The organism is Enterococcus sp. DIV2384 (assembly GCF_050534975.1).
Taxonomy (GTDB): domain Bacteria; phylum Bacillota; class Bacilli; order Lactobacillales; family Enterococcaceae; genus Enterococcus; species Enterococcus faecalis.
Window position 1 is genome coordinate 2,636,971 of the sequence record NZ_CP172905.1, and the last position, 23,854, is coordinate 2,660,824.

General features: G+C 41.9%; 13 protein-coding genes and 1 riboswitch. Of the genes, 5 read left to right on the forward strand and 8 right to left on the reverse strand.

The window, feature by feature from the left end:
- Positions 1-34: 34 nt before the first annotated feature.
- Positions 35-1,555 carry a gluconokinase gene (locus tag IGK54_RS12645; RefSeq protein ID WP_033594235.1) on the reverse strand — a complete coding sequence of 507 codons (1,521 nt, stop codon included), beginning with the start codon at positions 1,553-1,555 and terminating at the stop codon, positions 35-37.
- 108 nt (positions 1,556-1,663) lie between these two features.
- Between IGK54_RS12645 and IGK54_RS12650 the strand changes: the two genes are divergently transcribed.
- A complete protein-coding gene (locus IGK54_RS12650) occupies positions 1,664-2,356 on the forward strand; it encodes a prepilin peptidase (RefSeq protein ID WP_002368500.1) in 693 nt (230 codons plus the stop codon).
- 48 nt (positions 2,357-2,404) lie between these two features.
- On the opposite strand, the gene rpoC is transcribed toward IGK54_RS12650, so the two are convergent.
- The 3 genes from rpoC to IGK54_RS12665 all read right to left on the reverse strand — a co-directional run bounded on the left by rpoC (position 2,405) and on the right by IGK54_RS12665 (position 10,471).
- Positions 2,405-6,058, reverse strand: a complete 3,654-nt coding sequence (rpoC, locus tag IGK54_RS12655) for a DNA-directed RNA polymerase subunit beta' (RefSeq protein WP_002354777.1) — start codon at positions 6,056-6,058, stop codon at positions 2,405-2,407.
- A 166-nt stretch (positions 6,059-6,224) separates the two neighbouring features.
- The gene (gene rpoB, locus IGK54_RS12660) at positions 6,225-9,839 is read right to left on the reverse strand and encodes a DNA-directed RNA polymerase subunit beta (RefSeq protein ID WP_010712913.1); all 3,615 of its coding nucleotides are present in this window, start codon (positions 9,837-9,839) and stop codon (positions 6,225-6,227) included.
- A 416-nt stretch (positions 9,840-10,255) separates the two neighbouring features.
- Entirely contained in the window at positions 10,256-10,471 is a 216-nt protein-coding gene (locus tag IGK54_RS12665; protein ID WP_002354768.1) for a zinc ribbon domain-containing protein, read from the reverse strand.
- 138 nt (positions 10,472-10,609) lie between these two features.
- Between IGK54_RS12665 and IGK54_RS12670 the strand changes: the two genes are divergently transcribed.
- On the forward strand, positions 10,610-11,602 hold the full coding sequence (locus tag IGK54_RS12670; protein WP_010778026.1) for a biotin--[acetyl-CoA-carboxylase] ligase: 993 nt from the start codon (positions 10,610-10,612) through the stop codon (positions 11,600-11,602).
- 263 nt (positions 11,603-11,865) lie between these two features.
- Here the strand turns inward: IGK54_RS12670 and IGK54_RS12675 are convergent, their stop codons facing one another.
- Positions 11,866-12,504: a lytic polysaccharide monooxygenase gene (locus tag IGK54_RS12675; RefSeq protein WP_002375448.1), complete on the reverse strand. Its 639-nt coding sequence runs from the start codon at positions 12,502-12,504 to the stop codon at positions 11,866-11,868.
- A 426-nt stretch (positions 12,505-12,930) separates the two neighbouring features.
- A riboswitch (M-box (ykoK) riboswitch) is annotated at positions 12,931-13,097 on the forward strand.
- Positions 13,098-13,188: 91 nt separating this feature from the next.
- Between IGK54_RS12675 and IGK54_RS12680 the strand changes: the two genes are divergently transcribed.
- From IGK54_RS12680 to pepG1 (IGK54_RS12690), 3 genes are all read left to right on the forward strand, one after another.
- Positions 13,189-14,805 (forward strand): phosphatase PAP2/LCP family protein, encoded by a 1,617-nt coding sequence (locus IGK54_RS12680; protein WP_085444189.1) that lies wholly within the window; start codon positions 13,189-13,191, stop codon positions 14,803-14,805.
- A 268-nt stretch (positions 14,806-15,073) separates the two neighbouring features.
- Positions 15,074-15,217 carry a type I toxin-antitoxin system toxin PepG1 gene (pepG1, locus tag IGK54_RS12685; protein ID WP_002389461.1) on the forward strand — a complete coding sequence of 48 codons (144 nt, stop codon included), beginning with the start codon at positions 15,074-15,076 and terminating at the stop codon, positions 15,215-15,217.
- A gap of 429 nt (positions 15,218-15,646) precedes the next feature.
- Positions 15,647-15,790: a type I toxin-antitoxin system toxin PepG1 gene (pepG1, locus tag IGK54_RS12690; protein WP_002392696.1), complete on the forward strand. Its 144-nt coding sequence runs from the start codon at positions 15,647-15,649 to the stop codon at positions 15,788-15,790.
- A gap of 189 nt (positions 15,791-15,979) precedes the next feature.
- On the opposite strand, the gene IGK54_RS12695 is transcribed toward pepG1 (IGK54_RS12690), so the two are convergent.
- The 3 genes from IGK54_RS12695 to IGK54_RS12705 form a co-directional block, all read right to left on the reverse strand.
- Positions 15,980-19,039 (reverse strand): WxL domain-containing protein, encoded by a 3,060-nt coding sequence (locus IGK54_RS12695; RefSeq protein ID WP_430603073.1) that lies wholly within the window; start codon positions 19,037-19,039, stop codon positions 15,980-15,982.
- A gap of 211 nt (positions 19,040-19,250) precedes the next feature.
- Positions 19,251-23,132: a WxL domain-containing protein gene (locus IGK54_RS12700; protein ID WP_430603075.1), complete on the reverse strand. Its 3,882-nt coding sequence runs from the start codon at positions 23,130-23,132 to the stop codon at positions 19,251-19,253.
- Positions 23,119-23,481 carry an LPXTG cell wall anchor domain-containing protein gene (locus tag IGK54_RS12705; protein WP_104869734.1) on the reverse strand — a complete coding sequence of 121 codons (363 nt, stop codon included), beginning with the start codon at positions 23,479-23,481 and terminating at the stop codon, positions 23,119-23,121. Before IGK54_RS12705 ends, IGK54_RS12700 begins: the two co-directional genes overlap by 14 nt.
- Between the last annotated feature and the right edge of the window lie 373 nt (positions 23,482-23,854).

Consider the following 23,854-nt stretch of genomic DNA (forward strand, 5'->3'; position numbering starts at 1 on the left):
TTCTCAGCCATTTGTCAAAGCTATTTACTATCAATTATTTGCGGAATTCTGCTAATTTTTGATAACTTTGTGCTAAAACTTGTTGGGTTTCTTGAAAAACAGGATACAGTTCTTGATAAACTAGCAATTGATCCGCTCGTGGCGTGACCGTTTCATGAATCAGCACCTGTTGCGCCGCTGCTTGCAAATTTGGTAACTGCCCTAAGCCTTGCCAACCTAGCAAAACAGCGCCTAATGCCGAAGCTTCGGTGCTATCAGTGAACGATAACGTTTCTCCCAGCACATCAGCCATGATTTGACGGAACACAGGGGAATCAGCAAAGCCGCCTGTCGCTCGAATCTCCTGAACGGGTCCACCGAGTTGTTTCAAATCCTCTAAAATGGTTTTTAAATTGAAACAGATTCCTTCCACCACCGCTCGAGCTAAATGTCCGGCATGGTGATTTTTGCGCAAGCCAATAAAACTTGCGCTCGCCTCTGCATTCCACAGCGGTGCTCGTTCACCAAGCAAATAAGGATGAAACAGTAAGCCATTTGCCCCGGCTGGCACGGTTGCAATTTTGGCCATAATTGGGTCATAGAGATTGGTCCCGTTTTGGATAGCTTGCTGACGTTCTTCTGCAAAAATCGTTTGGCTCACCCAATCTAACGCAACTGCACCATTACTACTTGCGCCACCAATTACCCAGTGCTGTTCATCTAGAGCAAAACAAAACGTTTCACCTTGCGGATGCAAAAAAGGTTCTTCGACAATATACCGAAGTGCGCCGCTCGTACCAACGGTCAAAGTCGCTACACCCATTCCTAGCGCTCCCAAACCTAAATTAGACAATGGACCATCCGCGCCACCAAGAACTAAAACCGTTTCCTCCTCAACACCAAGCATCTCTTGCCAAGAAGGCGCTAACGCTGGAAAAATGAACGTTGACGGGGCAACTTTTGGCAACTGTTCCTCCTCAATAGATAAATACGCTAAAATCGACGATTCCCATTGCCGTGTGTGAATATTAAATAAACCCATTCCTGAAGCACTACTATAATCTGTCCAGTATTCGCCAAAGAAACGGTAAAAAATGTAGTCTTTAATCCCAATAAACTTGGCCGCGCTCTGCGCAACGGCTGGCTGATTTTCCTGCAGCCAGCGAATCTTGTACAAAGGCGCCATTGGATGAACTGGCATGCCTGTCAATTGATAAAACAATTGGGCCGCTGGCGTTTCTTTTAACTCTTCCGCATAATCAGATGCTCGTGTGTCAGCCCAAGTAATCACTTGGGTCAATGGGCGTCCTTGCGCATCCATGGCAATTAAGCCATGCATCGCTGAAGCAAAAGAAATGAGCCCAATTGGTTGATTCTTCACTTGTTGTGTGACGGTTCGAATACAGTTCACCACAGCTTGGAACAGCGTTTCTGGGTCTTGCTCCGCCATTCCTTCAGTCTCTTGAATTAATGGATAACGCACATAGCTAGAAGCTACGACTGTGCCATTTGCTTGAAAAGCCACTGCTTTGGCTTGCGTGGTGCCAACGTCGACACCAATCGCTAATTTTTCCATTTGATTCCCTCATTTCTTGTTTCTTTTATTATTCCTAACAAAAAAAGATTTGTCTAGTCAAACGAAAAAGTTTAAAAAAAGCGTAGTTTATTTTTAAGGAGGTAACCTATGTTTTTCTTAAGTCTCTTTTTGATTGGTGCCTGTTTCGGTTCTTTTTTATGCTTAGTGGCGGAGCGCTTACCAGTAGGGCGTTCTTTGTGGTGGCCCCCTTCCCACTGTCAAGGTTGCCACCAGCCTCTACAACTCTATGAATTAATTCCAGTTGTTTCGATTTTGCTGCAGCGCTTTCGTTGTCGAAAGTGTCAACAGCCAGTAGCTAAGAGTTATCTTTTAGCAGAACTTGTCATGGGCAGCTTAACCGCAAGCTGTTTTTCAGCTGGCCTGACGATTGACGCTGTGATTCTCTGGTGGTGGCTGACGAGCGCTTTCACATTATCCTTGATTGATTACTGGTATTTAGTGGTTGAACCGAAGATTCTTTATCCGAGTTTTTTTGTGCTTTGCTTGCTGAAAATGGCGGGTCAGCATTCGTTTTACTTACTGACTGGTCTTTTTTGTTTTTGTTTTTTCCGAGCCGTCTTACATTATTTTCCGGAAGCCATGGGGCGAGGGGATCTTTTGTTACTGGGTTTGTGGGGCTGTTTTTTACAGGTACCTCAGTTGCTGATGCTACTATTTTTTGCCAGTAGTTATGGCCTAATCTATGGCTACAGCTGTAAATTTTTGGTGTATCCAGTTGAACAGACACTTCCTTTTGTCCCCTTTTTAAGTTTGGGCTTACTCACAATCAGTTGGTTATAGCAAATAAAAAAAGCCGTAAGGAGCATGCTCCTTGCGGCTTTTTAGGGTTTATTTATTGATGTTTTTCATCGCATCTTCAGCAGCCATTTGTGCTTCAATGTCTGAAATACTATAAACGTTTTCGCTAGCTACGCCAACTTCTTTTGGTTCCATGTTACGGTAACGAGCCATACCAGTACCAGCTGGGATGATTTTACCAATGATAACATTTTCTTTCAATCCAAGTAATGGATCTTTTTTGCCACGGATAGCAGCATCTGTTAACACGCGTGTTGTTTCTTGGAAGGATGCAGCAGATAAGAAGCTGTTTGTTTCCAATGACGCTTTGGTAATACCAAGTAAGACTGGACGACTAGTAGCAGGGACGCCACCAGCAACTAATGTGTCGTAGTTACGGTCTTTAAATTCTGCGATGTCCATTAATGTTCCTGGAAGGATTTCAGTGTCACCTGGATCCATTACGCGGATTTTACGTAACATTTGACGAACCATTACTTCGATATGTTTGTCGCCGATTTCTACCCCTTGCATACGGTAAACACGTTGTACTTCACGTAATAGGTAGTTTTCAACAGATAAAACATCACGAACTTGTAATAATTGTTTTGGATCAATTGAACCTTCTGTCAACGGTGCACCACGGTGGATGATGTCGCCTTCAGCAACTTTCATACGTGCAGTGTAAGGGACAGTATAGGTACGTGTATCTGTTTTTCCTTTGATGGTTACTTCTTTTTGACGTGTGGCAGGATCTTCAGAAATATCGATAACTTCACCGGTTACTTCTGTAATCACTGCTTGCCCTTTCGGATTACGTGCTTCAAAGATTTCTTGGATACGAGGTAAACCTTGAGTGATATCGTCACCGGCAACCCCACCGGTATGGAACGTACGCATTGTTAACTGTGTACCAGGTTCCCCGATAGATTGAGCGGCGATTGTACCAACTGCTTCTCCGACTTCAACGTCAGAACCAGTTGCCAAGTTACGTCCGTAACAGTGCTTACATACACCATGTTTTGTGTTACATGTAAAGACAGAACGGATGGTTACTTTTTCAATACCAGCGTCCACGATTTCTCTTGCAAGATCTTCAGTGATTAATTGATCCGCACCAATGATGATTGCACCAGTTTCTGGATGAACAACTGATTTACGTGTATAACGACCTAATAGACGTTCGTCTAATGGTTCGATAATTTCGTTACCTTCACGAATGGCTTCGATTTCAAGACCACGGTCAGTGCCACAGTCGTCTTCACGAATGATTACGTCTTGGGCAACGTCAACTAAACGACGTGTTAAGTAACCTGAATCGGCTGTCTTCAAGGCCGTATCGGTCATCCCTTTACGAGCCCCGTGAGTTGAGATAAACATTTCTAAGACAGAAAGTCCTTCACGGAAGTTTGAGATGATTGGTAATTCCATGATTCGTCCATTCGGAGCGGCCATCAAACCACGCATACCAGCTAACTGTGTAAAGTTGGAGATGTTACCACGGGCTCCAGAGTCAGACATCATGAAGATTGGGTTACGAGCTTCCATACTTTCGATCAGTTTTTGTTGGATTTCATCTTTGGCACCGTTCCAAACGCCGATTACACGTTCATAACGTTCGTCATCAGTAATTAAACCACGACGGAATTGTTTAGTAATTGTTTCAACTTGTTTGTGGGCAGCGTCAATGATTGCTTGTTTTTCATGAAGAACCATGATATCGGCAATCCCTACCGTCATCCCAGCATAAGTTGAGTGTTTGTAACCTAAGTCTTTCATGCGGTCAAGCATTTTAGAGGTTTCCGTAATGTGGAATCTCTTGAAGACTTCAGCAATGATATTTCCAAGATTTTTCTTCTTGAATGGTAAAACTAATTCTTGCTCTTTAATGTGTGCAGGAATGTCTGTACCAGCTTCTACGAAGTATTTATCTGGTGTTTGAACAGTTAAGTTATAGTCTGTTGGTTCGTTCAAGTAAGGGAACTCAACAGGCATGATTTCGTTAAAGATGATCTTACCAACTGTGGTGATTAAGATTCGTTCTTTTTGCCAATCAGTAAATGGTTTGTCACCTAAAAGTGTTGTTTGAACCCCAATCCGTGAGTGTAAATGTACGTAGCCATTTTGCCATGCTAAAACAGCTTCGTTCATGTCGCGGAAGATCATGCCTTCCCCTTCACGGCCTTCTTCTTCCATTGTTAGGTAGTAGTTACCTAAGACCATATCTTGAGATGGTGTAACAACTGGTTTACCATCTTTCGGGTTCAAGATATTTTGGGCAGCAAGCATTAACATACGAGCTTCTGCTTGTGCTTCTTCATTTAGAGGCACGTGAACCGCCATTTGGTCTCCATCGAAATCGGCATTGTAGGCTTCACAAACTAATGGGTGAAGACGGATCGCACGACCTTCAACAAGAACAGGTTCGAAAGCTTGGATCCCTAATCTATGCAACGTAGGTGCCCGGTTAAGTAAAACTGGGTGTTCTTGGATAACTTCTTCTAAAATATCCCAAACTTCATCTTCGCCACGTTCGATTTTACGTTTCGCATTTTTAATGTTTGTCGCAATTTCACGTTGTACTAATTCACGCATTACAAATGGTTTGAATAATTCAATCGCCATTTCTTTTGGTAAACCACATTGGTACATTTTTAAGAACGGACCAACGACGATTACGGAACGACCAGAATAGTCAACACGTTTACCTAGCAAGTTTTGACGGAAACGACCTTGTTTCCCTTTCAACATGTGAGAAAGAGATTTCAATGGACGGTTACCTGGTCCAGTAACTGGACGGCCACGACGACCATTATCGATTAAAGCATCGACCGCTTCTTGTAACATCCGTTTTTCGTTTTGAACGATGATGCTTGGCGCATTTAAGTCTAATAAACGTTTTAGACGGTTGTTACGGTTGATAACACGGCGGTATAAGTCGTTTAAGTCACTTGTTGCAAAACGACCACCTTCCAATTGAACCATCGGACGTAAATCTGGTGGAATAACTGGGATAACATCCATTACCATCCAGCTTGGTTGGTTACCAGAAGCACGGAAGGCTTCTAAGATGTCTAAACGACGGATGGCACGTGTCCGTTTTTGACCAGAAGCTGTTTTTAATTCTTCTTTTAATTGCGCAACTTCGCCATCTAAATCGACGTTATCTAATAATTGTTTCACGGCTTCGGCACCCATAGCAGCTTTGAAGGCTTGGCCATATTGTTCACGTTTTTCACGATATTCGCGTTCCGTTAACAATTGTTTTTTCTCTAATGTTGTGTCACCTGGTTCGATGACAACGTATGAAGCAAAATAAATGACTTCTTCCAATGCACGAGGGCTCATGTCTAAAACAAGACCCATCCGAGATGGAATTCCTTTAAAGTACCAGATATGTGAAACTGGTGCGGCTAATTCAATATGTCCCATACGTTCACGACGTACTTTTGAACGAGTGACTTCAACGCCACAACGGTCACAGACAATACCTTTATAACGGATACGTTTATATTTACCACAAGCACATTCCCAGTCTTTGGTTGGACCAAAAATGCGTTCACAGAATAACCCTTCACGTTCGGGTTTTAATGTACGGTAGTTAATTGTTTCGGGTTTTTTAACTTCCCCATAAGACCAGCTTCTGATCTTTTCTGGTGAAGCAAGCCCTATTTGCATACTTTCGAATTTATTTACATCGATCAAAAGGAATTCCCTCCATTTCCTTATTTAGAGAAGCTGAGTCAGCAACTTGTTAGCAAATGGCAAGCATCACTTGAAAGAAGGTCTGACGACACTTGGAACAAGTAATGACTTGCGCAGTTGCAACAAAGTCGCAGTTGAATCAACTCATCAGAGTGGTAGCGACAAATTAGTCTCTGTCTTCGGCTGTTTCAATTTCTTGAACAACGTCTTGTGCTTCTTCTTTCACGACTGATTCTGCTTCTTTTTCCAGCTGTTTCGCTGATTGTTGTTCCGCAAATTTGGTTAGTGCGTCAACGGTGATTAAATCATCATCGTCATCGTCCATATCGCGTAACTCAATCTCAGCTTCCTCAATGTCCAAGACACGCATGTCTAAACCAAGTGATTGTAATTCTTTCACTAATACTCGGAATGATTCAGGCACACCTGGTTTTGGAATTGGTTCACCTTTAACGATGGCTTCGTATGTTTTCACACGTCCGACAACGTCATCAGATTTGTAAGTTAAGATTTCTTGTAATGTGTAAGCAGCACCGTAAGCTTCCAGTGCCCAAACTTCCATTTCCCCGAAACGTTGTCCACCGAATTGAGCTTTACCACCCAACGGTTGTTGCGTAACAAGAGAGTAAGGTCCGATTGAACGAGCATGCAATTTGTCATCAACCATGTGGGCTAATTTAATCATATACATGACACCAACGGAAATACGGTTATCAAATGGTTCACCTGTACGTCCATCGTAAAGAACTGTTTTAGCATCGCTAGCCATACCAGCTTCACGAACAGTTTCCCAAACGTCTTCATCGGTTGCCCCATCGAAAACAGGTGTTGCGACGTGAATACCTAATTGGCGAGCAGCCATACCTAAGTGTAATTCAAGTACTTGTCCGATATTCATACGAGAAGGTACCCCTAATGGGTTCAACATGATATCAACAGGTGTTCCGTCAGGTAAGAATGGCATATCTTCTTCCGGCATAATACGGGAAACAACCCCTTTATTTCCGTGACGTCCCGCCATTTTATCTCCTTCGTGAATTTTACGTTTTTGAACGATATAGACACGAACTAACATGTTGACACCTGGTGATAATTCATCGCCAGCTTCACGAGTAAAGATTTTCACATCATGAACGATACCGCCGCCACCGTGAGGTACACGGAGAGACGTATCACGAACTTCGCGGGCTTTTTCCCCGAAGATTGCGTGTAATAAACGTTCTTCTGCAGATAATTCTGTAACCCCTTTAGGTGTGACTTTACCAACTAGTAAGTCGCCATCTTGAACTTCAGCACCAATGCGGATAATCCCCATTTCGTCTAAGTCTTTCAACGCGTCTTCCCCAACGTTTGGAATTTCACGGGTAATTTCTTCAGGTCCTAATTTTGTATCACGTGCTTCTGATTCATATTCTTCAATATGCACAGAAGTGTAAACATCGTCTTTAACTAAACGACGGCTCATGATAATGGCATCCTCGTAGTTGTAACCTTCCCATGTCATGAAGGCAACTAAGACGTTTTGCCCTAAAGCCATTTCGCCTTCTTCCATAGAAGGTCCATCCGCTAAAGTATCACCTTTTTCAACTTTTTCACCTAAGTGAACAATTGGGCGTTGGTTGTAGCTTGTTCCTGAGTTAGAACGACGGAATTTTGTAACCATATATTTGTCTAATGCGCCATTGTCGCGACGAACGCGAATTTCTTTTGCATCGACGAATTCTACGACACCGTCATGTTTACATAGTAAAGCAGCACCTGAGTCATGGGCTGATTTATATTCCATACCTGTACCTACCCACGGAGAGCGTGGTTGAATTAACGGCACCGCTTGACGCTGCATGTTGGCACCCATCAAGGCACGGTTGGAGTCATCGTTTTCTAAGAAAGGAATACATGCTGTTGCGACTGCGACTACTTGTTTTGGTGAAACGTCCATGTAGTCAACTTTGTCTACGGCAACTTCTAAGTTTTCACTTTGTAGACGCGCCATAACAACATCATTGGCAAATGTGCCATCTTCATTTAAAACTGAGTTCGCTTGCGCTACGATATAATGGTCTTCGATGTCTGCTGTTAAGTAATCTACTTGATCAGTAACACGGCCTGTCGCACGATCAACACGGCGATAAGGCGTTTCGATGAAACCAAATTTATTCACTTTCGCATAACTAGATAAGCTATTGATCAACCCGATATTTGGTCCCTCAGGCGTTTCAATTGGACACATACGACCATAGTGAGAGTAGTGAACGTCACGAACTTCATAACCGGCACGGTCACGAGTCAAACCACCAGGCCCTAAGGCTGATAGACGACGTTTATGGGTTAACTCACCTAATGGGTTTGTTTGGTCCATGAACTGTGATAACTGTGAAGAACCAAAGAATTCTTTGATACTTGCTACCACTGGACGGATGTTAATTAATTGTTGTGGTGTCAATGTTTCTGTGTCTTGAATAGACATTCTTTCACGAACCACACGTTCCATACGGGCTAAACCAATACGGAATTGGTTTTGTAATAATTCGCCTACTGAACGGATACGACGATTACCTAAGTGGTCGATGTCATCGACATTACCGATATCTTCCATTAAGTTGAAGAAGTAGCTCATTGAAGCAACGATATCTGCTGGACGAACTGTTTTTACGCTGTCGTCTGGATAGCCGTTACCAATCACATTTACGATACGTTCAGGATCTTTTGGTGAAAGAACTTGAATCACTTGGATTGTCATTGGTTCAGTTACTACCGCATCTTCACTTGGATAGTAAGTTACACTGTTTAAGCCGTTGTCAATGTATTCGCCTAATGTTTCCATGATTTGGTGTGTTAAAACCGTGCCTTTTTCGACAATGATTTCACCAGTTTCTGGATCAACTAGCGTTTCAGCTAAGGTTAAGTTTAATAGACGTGTTTTTAAGTCTAATTTTTTGTTAACTTTGTAGCGACCAACGTTTGCCAAATCATAACGTTTTGGATCAAAGAAACGTGCAGTTAACAAGCTACGTGAGCTATCTGCTGTTTTTGGTTCGCCTGGGCGAAGACGTTCATAAATGTCTTTCAAGCCTTCTTCTGTACGAGAATCACTTGCATTTTTGTGTAAATCTTTTTCGATTGTGTTGCGTAAGCTTTCGCTGTCGCCGAAAATTTCGAAGATGGTATCATCTGAACCGAAACCTAAAGCACGAACTAACACAGTTAAAGGAATTTTACGTGTGCGGTCAATCCGAACATAAGAAATGTCTTTCGCATCTGTTTCCATTTCTAACCATGCACCACGGTTAGGAATGACTGTTGAGCCAAAACCTTCTTTGCCGTTTTTGTCCACTTTTCCATGGAAGTAAACACCTGGAGAACGAACTAATTGGGAAACGATAACACGTTCTGCCCCGTTGATGATGAAGGTACCCATTTCTGTCATTAATGGGAAATCGCCGAAGAAGACTTCTTGGGATTTAATTTCACCTGTTTCACGGTTGGTTAAACGTAATGTTACATGTAATGGCGCAGAATAGTTGGCATCATGTGCGCGGGCTTCTTCTACTGTGTACTTTGGTTCTTTTAATTCATAGTCAACAAATTCTAAGGATAAGTTTCCTTGGAAATCATCAATTGGTAAAATGTCTTCAAACATTTCACGAAGTCCCTCATCTAAAAACCATTGATAAGAGTCTGTTTGGATTTCAATTAAATTTGGTAATTCCAATACTTCACTGATACGTGCGAAACTTCTACGTTCGCGATGCTTTCCGTATTTTACTACGTGTCCAGCCAAGCTCTTCACCCCTCTAGTTATAAGTCTATCAAAACACCAATCCGAAAAATTACATTTACGTTACATATATTAAATATATGTAACAAAAAGCATTTTTTGCAGTTTTTAAGCAAAAAAAAACCAAAAATAGAACATGCTTCCGAAAAATTTTCTGGCGTTTCTACTTTTGTTTTCCTATAAAAAACCGGAACGGACAATATTTCGCTCCTGCTTCGTCACTTTCAGATAGTTTTTGCTCTATAGATTCTACTACCTTTGTCTAGAAAAGTCAAGGGTTTCTTTAAGTTTTTCTTTTTCATAAAAAGGAGTTTTTTTGTAAAGGGTTTAAATGAAAAAATGCGTAATAAATAATTACGCATTTTCCCCTATCTTCTATTCACACAAAAAAACGAATGCAAAGATGCATTCGTTTTTGACTAACCGCCACCTAATAAAAAGTCTAGGACATTCATGCCGCCGCTTGTTTGGCTGCGGTAAAGTTCGGTGTAGCCGCATTGGGTACAGCTAATTGTAATAAATTTTTTATTTTGAACATCAAAAATTTTCGCAAAGTTCCCACCTGTTGCTTGAAATTGGTCCGACACATAGTGCATATTGCCACATTTCTCACAAACATATTGTTGCTTTTCCATTCCCCTCACTCCTTCTCAATAAAACAAGTATAGCAAACGCCTGCTTCATTTTCCTCCATCCTAAGATGGATTTTTTCACTAGTTGACCAAGCCTTTTCCTTTCCGCTACAATAAGCATAACGAATCGGAGGAAAAAATATGTCGACAAAAAGCCAAGTCCTAACTTTATTGATGAAACAAACGCCCGCATTCCTTTCCGGCGAAGAGATGGCACAACGTCTGTCCTTATCTCGCACAGCTATTTGGAAAGCGATTAATGAATTGAAAAAAGATGGCTATCAAATTACTAGCGTGCAAAATAAGGGGTATCGCCTTGAAAAATCAGATGTCCTTTCTGCAGAAGGCATTCAGTTGGCGTTATGGTCACAAACACCGCCTTTGACAATTACCGTCCTAGAAACATCTGAATCTACCATGACCGATGCTAAGCGGGCGATTTTAGACCAGACGCCCGACAATACTTTGATTGTTGCTGACATGCAAGAAATGCCGCGGGGCAGGTTCGGCCGGCCGTTTTTCGCTACGCCAGGTAAAGGGATTTACATGAGCATGGTGCTTCAACCGAACCAAAATTTTGAAGAAATCGCTCAATATACTGTGATTATGGCCGTAGCGGTCGCTCGAGCAATGGATGCTCTGGCAGGCGTTCACACAGAAATTAAATGGGTCAACGACCTTTATTTAAACGGCAAAAAAGTTTGCGGGATTTTGTCGGAAGCCATGAGCAATGTGGAAACAGGGCAGATTTCTAATGTTATCATCGGCATGGGGATTAATTTTTCAATTACAGAAACCGAATTTCCTGAGGACATTCGGCAGAAAGTGACTTCTCTTTTCCCAGAGGGTGAACCAACGGCGACGCGAAATGAATTAGTCGCCAACATTTGGAATCATTTTTATCAAATTTTAGACAAACGTTCAACGAAAGACTTTTTAGAAGAATACCGTCAACGCTCCTTTGTGATTGGCAAAGACGTCGCTTTTACCCAAAACGGGCAAGACTTCCGCGGCGTTGCGACAACCATTAATGGAAATGGCGAATTGATTGTCCAGTTGCCTGATGGCACGGCCAAAACGTTGTCTTCTGGGGAAATTAGTTTGGACCAGATTGGTGAATGGCGTCGAGGTTAAGTGGGGAAATTTAGAAAAAAGCAAGTGGGACATCAGTCGTTTTGACTGATGTCCCACTTGCTTCTTCTGAAGATAATCAGCTGAACAAAAGCAGCCCCTTCGGAAATAAGCCGAAATTGACTTTCTCACACAAGTGTTCGGCATATCTTAATCCTTCCAAGTGTTGAGAATCACGAAGAACGTAGTGATTCGATGATGAACAGAACCTACTTGGTTCTTGGCGCTAAGCACTTTTGTCTCAGCCACATTATCTTGATACCTGATTATTGAACATTAACATCTATCGCTTGATAAAATGAATTAATCGTGTCATTGATATCCCAAACGGCATAAATAACATGGTATCCTTTCCTATCAGCGGGAATATTTATTCTGTGTGTTTCTGTATCATTGACCATAAATCCTTGACCAGGAGGTAAATCTTGACCGATTGGTTGCCCTACTATGCCAATCAGTTCCATTTCGTCCATCGTTAATGGTGCATTAGGATTCCATCCAGGTTTCGTCATATAGTATCTAAAACGATTGGTCTTATGTTTTGCCGTCATCACCCATTTAAAATTATTCTCTCCTGTTGTTATATTACTTTTTACCCAACGAGTGGCTGTTTGTTCATCTAGTTTGGAATAGCTTGCTAAGCCAGCTGAAGGCAACCTTCCATTTAATTGACCCGTGTCTAATAATTTAGTTGGCGCTTCAATTCCTTGGGGTGTCGTGATAATTTCTGGCTGTGAGCTGTCTTGACCAGGTCCCCATCCAAATCCGTTTGCTTCCGCATTTTTGACTCGACTGACTGGGCTATCAACATAGCCGTGTGCATAACTCTGCTGTGCATCTCCTAAAGCAAAAACACTGATCATCGTTGCGCCTACTGCAATTATAAATAACATCATTTTTTTCATGTATATCGCTCCCTTATAAGCAAAACCCTTCAAAAAACATGTAATCTTAATCAACTGAAACATAAAATCTCCACAACATCATTTTTACTTTTTCGATAGCGACCATCAACTTTGTGCACAATTATTGTCGACATATTTATTTTAAATGAACTAGCAATTCAATAGCAACTGTCCGCCTTTTTTACTGAAAAAAACTTATAGCACTCTTATAAAAAATGTTTGTTTTTTAATTTATCATTATTGAACACCAACTATTTATAGCGGTTAACCGAGAACAGCCTTGTACACTTTTTTAAGAATGCTCAAGTACTGTTTTTTTAACTGCTTCACTTCCCCACACCTTTAAATTTATTTAAAAAACAATAAATTTTCTTAAACTTCATTGTGAGAACCGCTGCATAAATTCTATACTTCTAGCGTTAGATAAAATAACCTTGTTAGGTGAGGCTCCTATCCAAACATAGGCTATTGCGCAGAAATGTCGAAAGACACCAATGTGTAAAACAGGAATGGTCGAATTAAGGCTCTTCTAAAAATAGCTAAGAGAAATCTTTACGTTGGATAGTGCTAAAGCTCAGACGATGAGAACCGATTGGCTTGCTGTGTCCTGTTTAGTCGCAAGCGCTTATTTACGATCGATGCTGGCTTAGTCTACTCTTTCAAGGGAAAAAGAAAGGGATTCTCATGCAAACATCGAATAAAAAATTTCCACTTTATGCCCTAACAACGCTTGGTTTTACTTTCCTCACTTTGTTAGTGGCGGCTAGTCCAAATTGGTTTCAACAAATGGACGAAGCTATCTATCACATCAAATGGCAATTAAATGCCCCACTTTTAACAGCGGTCAATCTGTTAGCAAAAACAGCCACAATTGGACCAATGCTGCTATTCTTCTTATTATTGATGGTTTACCTTTTACGCAAAAAAGAAAAAATTCTAGCCTTTTGGGCTGTCAGTAACCTATTAGCTGTCGGCTTCTTAGGGAGCGTTTTTAAACATGTGGTGGGTCGGGCTCGACCAAACCTAGGCGCTTTAGCTGATCGAAGCTCTGCTAGCTTTCCCAGCGGACATTCATTATTAGCAATGGCGCTAGTCTGTACGATTTTGATCATTTTGGCCTATCTTCATGTCGAAAAAACCAAAGGCATCAAAATTTTCTTACTCACTTATTTAGTTTTGATTGTGTTAGGTCGCTTAATCTTACGCGTTCATTATCCTAGTGATGTCATCGCTGGGATGCTCCTAAGTTATAGCTGGATCAACTTTTCATTTCAAATTGTTCAACGTTATTTGCCGGCATCAGAACCAGAGGAAGCAGAAGTACCGACACAACGCCGGCACCGCCATTCTCGTAAAAGAAAAAGTTTATTCGTGGTCTTCAGTTTAACCCTTTTATTTTTAGGCACACTTTCTGTTTCGGCTTACGGCGTCAGCATGTATCGCAATTTGCAAAAAACGGCGAACACCATGTATAAACCAAGAAAATCTTCCACGAAGAGTCCCGATTTAGCCAAAGGGGAGCCGGTTAGTTTCTTAATTATGGGAATTGCGAATGACTCAAAACGCAAAACCGATTACCGCTCCAACGCCTTAATGGTGGTTACAGTGAATAATCAATTACAAAAAACTACCATCACCAGCATCCCGCGCGACTACTATGTGGAAATGGCTGGCACCAATGGCGAATACAATAAAATCAATGCGGCCCACGTTTTCGGTGGTGCCGATATGCAAATTAAAACGGTTGAAAATGTCTTGCACATCCCAATCAATCATTACTTTTCAATTGATATGGATGCTATGAAGGACCTTGGCGATGCGGTGGGCGGCGTCACTGTCGACAACGCCTTTGCTTTTGACGCTGAAGGGATTCATTATCCGAAAGGCAAACAGCATTTAGGTGGCTGGGAAGCTTTACAATACGCGCGCATGCGTTACGAAGACCCCGAAGGTGACTATGGTCGTCAACGCCGCCAACGAGAAGTTTTAATCGAATTAACCAACAAGCTACTTTCTTTTAACAGCTTGCTAAAATATCAAGAAATTCTGGACGTAATCGGCGAACATGGCGAAACCGACTTGTCCTTTGACCAAATGATGGCAATGCTAAAAAAATACACCCCCGCACTAAAAACGATTGAAACCGATCAATTAAAAGGCTACGATTACACTGGCGATGGCGTGACAGGTATTGAAGGTATTTCTTATCAACTTGTGGAAGAGAGTGAACGTCAACGTGTCGAAAATGCCATCAAAGAACAAATGAACCTCTCTACGAAAGACACTGAACAATCACAATAACGACTAAAAAGCAGCGCCCCTTAATGAAAGGGGCGCTGCTTAACTTTGCCTAGTTAGACGGTCATTTCAAAAATATTAATTTTTGTCACCGTTCTTAAACGGTTTGACAATAGAAAAAGATGTTTCCGCATCGCTTTCTTTTTTTATTATAGCACAATTACCTAAAAAAATATATTGGAAACTAATTATTTTTTTGTTTCGCATGGTATAATCTATGTGTAGAGAAGTTATGGCGGTGGCTATCCAATCTGAAAGAGAGGTGATGCGTATGCACGTATTTCCGAAATTTAGAGAAAGGAGAGGCCTTTTGTCAGCATATGAAACAATTCAGACGATCCTAGGGTTTGGTATGTTTACCATTGCTTTGATTGCGCTGATTGTGAAATTGCTTAAAAATGACAAGAAAAAATAACCGTCTACTTTGACCAAGTACGGTTATTTTTTGTAACTAAAAAGGTCACCGTCTTAAACGGCTCTACATCAGAGAGGTATGTTGAAGCATATCTCTCTTTTCCTTTTCATTATAGCACATTTTCCCGAAAAGTACGAATAAATTTATCGTTAATCTTCGGAATCCTAAAGGTTGTTAAAGAAGACAAGAAAAAATAACCGTCTACTTTGACCAAGTACGGTTATTTTTAAATAATTAACATGGTCACCGTCTTAAACGGCTCTACACCAGAGAGGTATGTTTGCGCATAGCTCTCTTTTCATTATCATTATAGCACAATTTCCTGAAAAAATATATTGGAAACTAATTATTTTTTAGTTTTGCATGGTATAATCTAAGAGTAGAGAAGTTAACACGGTGGCTATCTAATCTGAAAGTGAGGTGGTGCGTATGAGCGTACTTCCAAAATTTACAGAAAGGAGAGGCCTGTTGTCAGCATATGAAACAATTCAGACAATCCTTGGGTTTGGTATGTTTACCATTGCTTTGATTGCACTGATTGTGAAATTGCTTAAAAATGACAATAAAAAATAACCGTTTACTTTGACCAGTACGGTTATTTTTAAATAATACAATTGGTCACCGTCTTAAACGGCTCTACATCAGAGAAGTATGTTAGCGCATATCTCTCTTTTCAATGCTATTATAGCACAACGACCATCAAAAGACCATCAATAAAAATGCCCGAGCCTTAGAAAAATAAGAGGCTCGGGCATTTTTATTTTAGGGGCCAGTCACTAAATTCCACGTGACGGCGGCTTGGTATTGTTGGCCAGCCATACCTTGGTTGGCTGGCACTTCTAGTTTGATGTTAGCAAACGTGAAGTCCAACTGATAGACGTCACTGCCTGTGAACTGTTGGTTTGCGACCACCGCTGTTGCGGTATTGTCGGCGGTTAAAGTCACGGTGCTGGTCTTGCCAAGTGGTGTCCTGGTTTCTGTTGGTTGGTTGTAATCGGTAAAGCTGGCAGCAGTGGCCGTTCCTAGCAATAAGCGAGTCGTTGTTGGCAGGCTGTCTGTGGCTGATTTCGGTTGTGACAGCTGCGCCGTTAAACTCCAATTGGCTTGGCTAGTATTCAGGCGTAAATAAGGGTTGCGAGTGCCATTGCCGTAGTAATCTGCGGCCTTCTTCAAACCATATTGTTGCTTACTTCCTGAAATTGCTAGTTTACCAAAATCAAATGTCGGGGTACTAATAAAGCCGTCGCCGTCAGGGCTCGTAATTTCTTGATCTAAATCTTTAATACGGACCGTATCTTTGGCGGTTAAGCTGCCAAAGTTGCCCGTTACCTCAACATCAGCGGTTAAAACTTGACCAGGTTGACCGGTCACGGTGGTTCCTAATATGTTCATTTTTAATTGACCGCCAGCTGGTAAAGGCTGATCCAACGTGATGGACACTCCTGCACCGGTCGTCCATTGTTCTTTGGTGACAGGAAAGGCTTTGGTGTTTTGACCCGTTCCTTGTACAAATATCGTGTTGGGTGCGCCGATGCCAGCCGCCCAAGTTGCCGTTGGCTTGATTTTAATGGTGGTTAACGGCGCTTCGCCTGTGTTCTTCAGTAGTGCTTCCCAGTAGTCCATTGTGGCGCCATTTTCGATTATGTCAACGGCACCTGTTAACGTTAGTTCCGCGGTGGGAATCGCTTCTTGGTACACAGCGGTCATGTCGTCCTCATCATTAAAAGTTGGTGTAAAACTTGGGGTCGTTGTCGTCTTTAATGTTGCTGGCTTGGTTTTGCCTTTAAACCAGCCTTGGAAGATATAGGTTTTTTCACCAGCTTGGTAGATCTTCGGTAAAGCTTTCGTGGCGGTGTAGACATAGTTTTCACTGTCCATCACTAGCTGGTTTCCTTGTGTAAAGCCAGTTGGTGGCGTGATTTTTGCACCACTATCATCTACAAAATGTTCTGTGACCCGCCGATTTTCTAAGTAATAATAAATGGTGCCATCGGGGGTCGATAAATTATAGTTGCCCCCAGCAGTTCCTGAATAGATACTCATTGAGTAAAGTGTCTTCGTGGTGTCCCACGTCCAATAAGAACGGCGGGCAGTATAGCGCGTAGCACTTTTTTGGGTCAAGTTATACGCAGTGGTTCCCACTAAACTACTAACAATATTGTCGGGGTTTTCGATGCCACGGCGCACTTCATTTGGCACTGGATACTTGGTTTTATCCCCTGTATACGCAGTAGTTGGTTTAATCGAAATCGTCTGGTAATACTTAGGAATTTCAACACTCACTTCTTGCGGGCCATAAGTTACGATTGTCCCATCGTCTGGGCGTGTGTAGACTTTTTGCGGGATGGCTAATTTCTTTAATTGACTTGCTGGCATATCGATTCCATCAATTGTGGGAAAAGTCGTCATTTCCCCTGTGGTTCCGTCACTTTCACCCATGGTCGCACTTAGCTTAAACTTGGCGGGATTAATCAAGTTTCCTTGCTCATCAACATAGCCGAACAAAGCTTCTCTCGCTGGCAACGTATAGGTTTTCATCACTGCTTCTTCATAGACCACATGCAAATCGTCATTGTCATCATAGGTCACCGCATAACTAGGCGTTTTGGTGGTTTCCAATGTGCTAGGTTTCGCATTCCCTTTGTACCAACCTTTAAATAAATACGTCTTCCCATCACTGCCTGTGTAACGTTCAGGCAAGGTGCCTTCTTGGGTAAAAGTAAAATCCTCCCCTGTCACAATGGTTTTCTTATCCTGCGTAAAACCTTCTGGCGCAGGAATCGCCCCGCCTGCGGGATTCTCAAATTTTTCCGTGACACGCCGCTTGGTTAAATAATAATACACAGGACCCGCTGTTCCTCGTCTTTGGTGCGAACTAGTTGGACCGCCGACATCTCCATAAAAATAGGTCAGTGCATACGTAACGCCTCCTGGTGCCGTAGCTACCGTATATTTAAACGTCTTTTTAGGACCAAACGTCAGCTTATTGGGCATTTTTTCATTGGTTAACTCTAATTCCGTCTCCGCATTGGCGCCCACATAGTTCGTCACTTTGCCCCCAACGTTCGCAAAAACCGTTGGCACTGGATATTGCGTAGTGTCTCCTGTATAAAACGTACTTGGTCGAATGTCCAGGCTTTGATACTCCTTAGGAATAGTAAACGACACTTCAGAAACGCCATAAATGTTACTTGGATCCCGATTGTTGGTATCATATTTAAAAGCTGGTGACGTTGGAATAGACAGTAACTTTCCGCCATTCACAGTGGTGGGCTCAAGGGGGGTTCGTTGTAATTTCTCTTCATAAAACGAAAACGAAGAAAGATTGACCGTCATCGTAATCCGGTCGGGATCAAACAACGTCCCGTCTTCCTCCACAAAGAAAAAGGGAATCTCGCGCCCTTCCACAGAAGAATAACCAATCGCTCGAGAAGCAATTCTTGCCGTTTCCTGTGGCGGCACTGTTTTCGCTTCACTAGCGACCGTTGCCTGTGACTCTTCGGTTGGCTGTGTCGTCTGGTTCGCTTCGTCACTAGACTGAGATGATGCTACTCCTTGCTCCGTCGCCCCAGTAATCGTTTCCGCTAACACAGTCACACCGACCACTGAATCCATGAACAAAGAACAACTTAACCCAACAACTAGCCATCTTTTCCAATTTACTCGCTTCATCTTGCTCCTTCTTTCTATGTAAAAATTCAATCTATAGTCTCTATAAAGTCCTTTCTTAATCAGTATCCTGTTATTATCGATACTGATAACTAGCATTTTTTTATTTATTTTACCAAAGAACACACCGCTTGAAATTTCAAATTTTGACATATTGAGTGCCGTTTTTTAGTGATTCCTATCCTTTCAAGGCTGAGCGCCTCTGTCCCCTTTGAAAACAAGTGTTATTTTAGCGAAAATCAAGGATTTAAACGCTCTTTTAACGAACTCCAACTATTTTTTTCTTAACTTTTAAACCAAAAAGCTCAAAATGTTAGTAATAACAACTAACATTTTGAGCTTTTCTCATGATAACTTAACTATTTTAAGGACCTGTAACTAGGTTCCATGTAACTGCGGCCTTGTATTGCTGCCCTTTAACACCTTGATTGGCTGGCACTTCAAGTTTGACATTATTGAAGGTGAAGTCCAACTGGTAAACATTACTACCTGTGAATTGCTTGTTGGCAATAATACTCGTCGCCGTGTTGTTGGCTGTTAAGCTAATGGCACTCGTGGTACCGACCGTATTTTTCAACTCGGTTGGTTGATTGTAATTGGTGAAGCTAGAGACAGGTGCCGCCCCTAATAATAAGCGGGTCGCTGTAGGCAAGCTGTCTGTCGCTGATTTTGGTTGTGACAGTTGCGCTGTTAAGCTCCAATTCGGTTGCGTTTTCTTAATTCGGACATACGGATTGCGGGTACCGTTACCGTAGTAATCCGCGGCTTGTTTCAAGCTGTGTTGTTGCTTAGTTCCTGCAACGCCCACTTGGCCGAAGTCGAAGGTTGGCACACTGATGAAGCCTTCGGTCGTTGGTGTGACTACTTCTTGATCATTTGGACGAATTCTCACGAAGTTATCCACTGCACGATCTTTAATACCACCAAATACTACAACTTCTGCTTTCAAAACAGTGTTTGGTTTCCCTGTTGCGCGCGTTGTGAAAGCAACTGAAACTTTTTTGCCGATAGGAACGGCATTTGGTAAAGAAACCCCATCTGTCCAAAGTGTACTATTTACTGGGATTGATTTTGTCGTTTCTCCTTCTGGTGTCACTTCCATAAAGGTCGGGATCGTCAGACCAGCTGACCAATTGGGCCCTTTTTTCAAGGTAAGATTCTGTAAGGGTGCTTTGCTGGTATTCGTGATCGTTGTTGTCCAGATTACATTGGTATTCGTATCGATCACTTCTTTTGGTCGAGTTAATGTGACACTAGCCGTTGGTATTTCTTCCTTATACATGGCGGTCATATCGTCATTGCCATCAAAGGTCGCATTGAACGTTGGTGTTGTGGTTTTGTTCAACGTACTTGGCTTAGTTTTCCCTTTATACCACCCTTGGAACGTATAAGTCTTGCCACCTGCAGTATACGTCGCTGGTAAAGCTTTCGCCGCTGTATACTTGAAGGTGTTACTAGTCATCGGTACTTGGTTACCTTGGGTGAAGCCTGTTGGTGCGGTAATTTTGGTACCGTTGGCATCAACGAAGTTTTCGGTGACTTTGCGATTGGTTAAATGATAGTAGATTGGCCCTTCGATTGTTTTATATCTAATATTTCCATCGCTTTCATCTAAACTATTAATACTTCTACTCATAATATTCGGATATTTAACACTAGAATCTATCGTCACATTTATCTCCCACGGTGTATAACTCCTATCTTCCCTCTGTGTTAAAGTTAAATTAGAAATAAGCCCTGCTTCAGTGAAAACATTATCTGGTGCAATCGTGCTAATTATTGCTAGTTTAGGCAATGGATAATTCGTCCCAATTTTCCCTGTTTTATCGTAAAGATTTAACGATTCATAATATTTAGGAAGCTTGATTGAGAAGTCAGAAAAGACATCTCCATTCCAGCCGGTTGTAGTAGGTCGCTCGATAGTTGTCGCAGGAAATATTACCTGTTTAAAATTACCTACCGTTGTACCACTCTGATTGGCAGCAATTGTTTTGTAAGAAACGCTTGGATCTACTCCTGCAGGTCGTCTAAAAGAAATCCCCGTATGATTGTACGTAATATTAATATCTGCAGGATTCGCTAACTTACCATCTTCACCAACAAAACCAAATTGGAATGTCTCTGCAGGAAAATCAAAGGCTCTTACTTCCTCATACACCACATTTAAATCATCATTATCATCATAGGTTACCCCATAACTTGGTGCTTTGGTGGTGGTCAAGGTACTTGGTTTGGTTTTACCTTTGTACCAGCCTTTGAACTTGTAGGTCTTACCACCTGTTGTGTAGGTGTCGGGTAAGGTGCCTGCTTGTTTGAAGGTGTACGAGTCACTGGTAATCGCCGTTTGTTTGCCTTGGGTGAAACCACTTGGTGCTGTGATTTTGGCACCGCTTGTGTTTACAAAGTTTTCGGTGACTTTGCGGTTGGTTAAGTGATAGTAGATTGGACTACCGACAGTCCAATAGGTTAAGTTTCCAGAGCTTAAATTAGCGCTATTGATAACTCTACGCAAAAAATATGGATATTTAACACTGGGATCAGCTACTGAATATAGTTCTTTTGGTGTATAACTCTTATCTGCTCGCTGTGTTAATATCAAATTAGCAATAACAGCAGCCTCCGTTTGGTCTGTATTTTCTCCAGTAGAATTGATCATTGTCATAGCAGGTAGTGGATAGTTGGGATTAATCTTTCCTGCTTTATCATAAAGATTTAACGACTGATAGTATCTAGGAAGCTTAATAGAGAAGTTAGAAAAGGCATCACCATTCCATCCCGTTGCGGTAGGTCGAGCAATATTAGCCGCAGGGAGTGTTACCTCTTTTAACTTACCAACAGTTGAACCACTCTGATTGGTGGCAAGTGTTCCAAAAGAAACAGTAGAGCCTGTACCTCCTGTTCCTCTAAAAGCAATGCTCTTATAATCATACGTAATCTTAATATCAGCAGGATTCACTAATTGTCCTGCTTCGTTCACAAAGCCAAATTGATACGTGACTGCTGGGAAATTCGATTCCTCATACACCACATTCAAGTCATCATTGCCATCATAGGTTACCCCATAACTTGGCGCTTTCGTCGTTTTCAAGGGCTCGGTTTTGGTTTTCCCTTTGTACCAGCCTTTGAACTTGTAGGTCTTACCGCCTGTTGTGTAGGTGTCGGGTAAGGTACCTGCTTGTTTGAAGGTGAAGTCATTGCTGGTCATTGGTGTTTTCTTATTTTGGGTAAACCCTGTTGGTGGTGTAATGGCTACGCCGTTCGCATCTACGAACTTTTCGGTGACTTGTTTACGTGTGACTTTGTATTTCGCCACATATGGATGTGGTTCTGTATCGGCGTTAAATCCTATCAATAACGCTGCAACTGACGAGTCAGGCTTTCCTGTTACCATAGCTGTTACAGGAAGAACGGTGTAAACTGTTCCTGCTCCCCATTTTGACTGAATAGAGAACGTATTATCTGTATTGTTTTTTATAAAACTCTTCTCAACAGCATTAGGACTTACTCCTACTGTTGTCGAAGGAGGTCCAGCTATTCCATCAATATTATAATAATATCCTGGTACACTGGTTGTTGTAAGCTCAATTTTATCTACGTAACGTAAAGGTGTTGTAATTTGTAGCTTATTAATTCCTAATCCTCGTTGTGTATACCCAGTTGGAAAGAATTCAAACAGGTTGCTGGGTACTTGCATTACATTCTGTGTTACTACCTTATACCTATTATTTACTGTAGATTTACTAGATACCATCGGATACATTGTATCTGTATAACGTACTACTTGTGTAGTAGAAGCAAGCCAATGGACGTACTCTCCAGTAATATTTAGAGGTTCTGTAAATGCTTTATTCTCTTCATCAAAAAACTCAGCATTAAAACCTGGGAATACTGGTGAATAAACAACTGCCTTAGCTAGCTTTTTATTAGATTCTTTCAGTACATCCTTCGACACTATGCTATTGACATCATTCACAATCTTGCTGTCTGCTTCTTCTTGTTCTTCCGCTTCTTTCGTTGCTTCTTCCTGACTCGTATCAGTCGTCTCTTGACTATTTTCCGTACTGGCTTTCGTTGTTTCTTCCTTCACGCTACTGGCTGGCGTCTCTTCCTTGGCACTACTTTCGGCGGTCGGACTACTTTCAATCGTCACAGTTTCCGCAACTGCCGTCACGCCAGAAAAGGCATTCACTAGCAAAGAACTACATAAGCCAATAGCTGCAAGACGTTGCCATTTATTTCGCTTCATGTCGTCCCTTCTTTCTATGTACGATTCCCGCCAAGCCAATTAAGGCGAAGCCGAGAATGTTCAAATTTGCCTGACTCTTGCTCCCTGTACGAGGGAGCTGCGAGCCAGTTGTGGTGGTCTGTGTCGAACCACCACTTCGTTGATCTCCTTGCGGAGGACCAGCTGGTTCCTTGGGATCAGCAGCTGGCGCATCTGTTTTCGGTGGGGGATCTTTTGGAGCGGGTGTTGTCGGATTTTGGTAAAATTCAATCCCCACCGAACTAGAACCACCATCAGACGCTTCAACATTTATAAAAAAACTAGGAGAAGATAGTAGACACACAATCATTAAATAACGCTTTTTTTTCATTGAAAAACCTCCTTTTAACTCGCTAGCCTTTCTTGCCCTTTTACACAAGAAAGACGAAACAACCTTTTGTTACTCCTCTATAATAACAAAGAAACCCCCAGCAGAAATTGACGATTTTTTCGCACCCCATGCGAAAATTTTGAAGGTTCCTATTCTGACAAGGGTTACAACAGCTGTTATTTAATAATCGGCTCAAAAAAAGGGCGATTTCGGCAAATTTTTACCAAAATCCCCTGACAAAATTTTAAGATTCCGCTCTTTTTAACAAGAAAAGCTCAAAATGTTAGCAACGAATACTAACATTTTGAGCTTTGTTTGATTGTTTTGAAGTAGGCACCTGAAAAAAAACAGTATTTTTTTCGCCCAGCCCGCT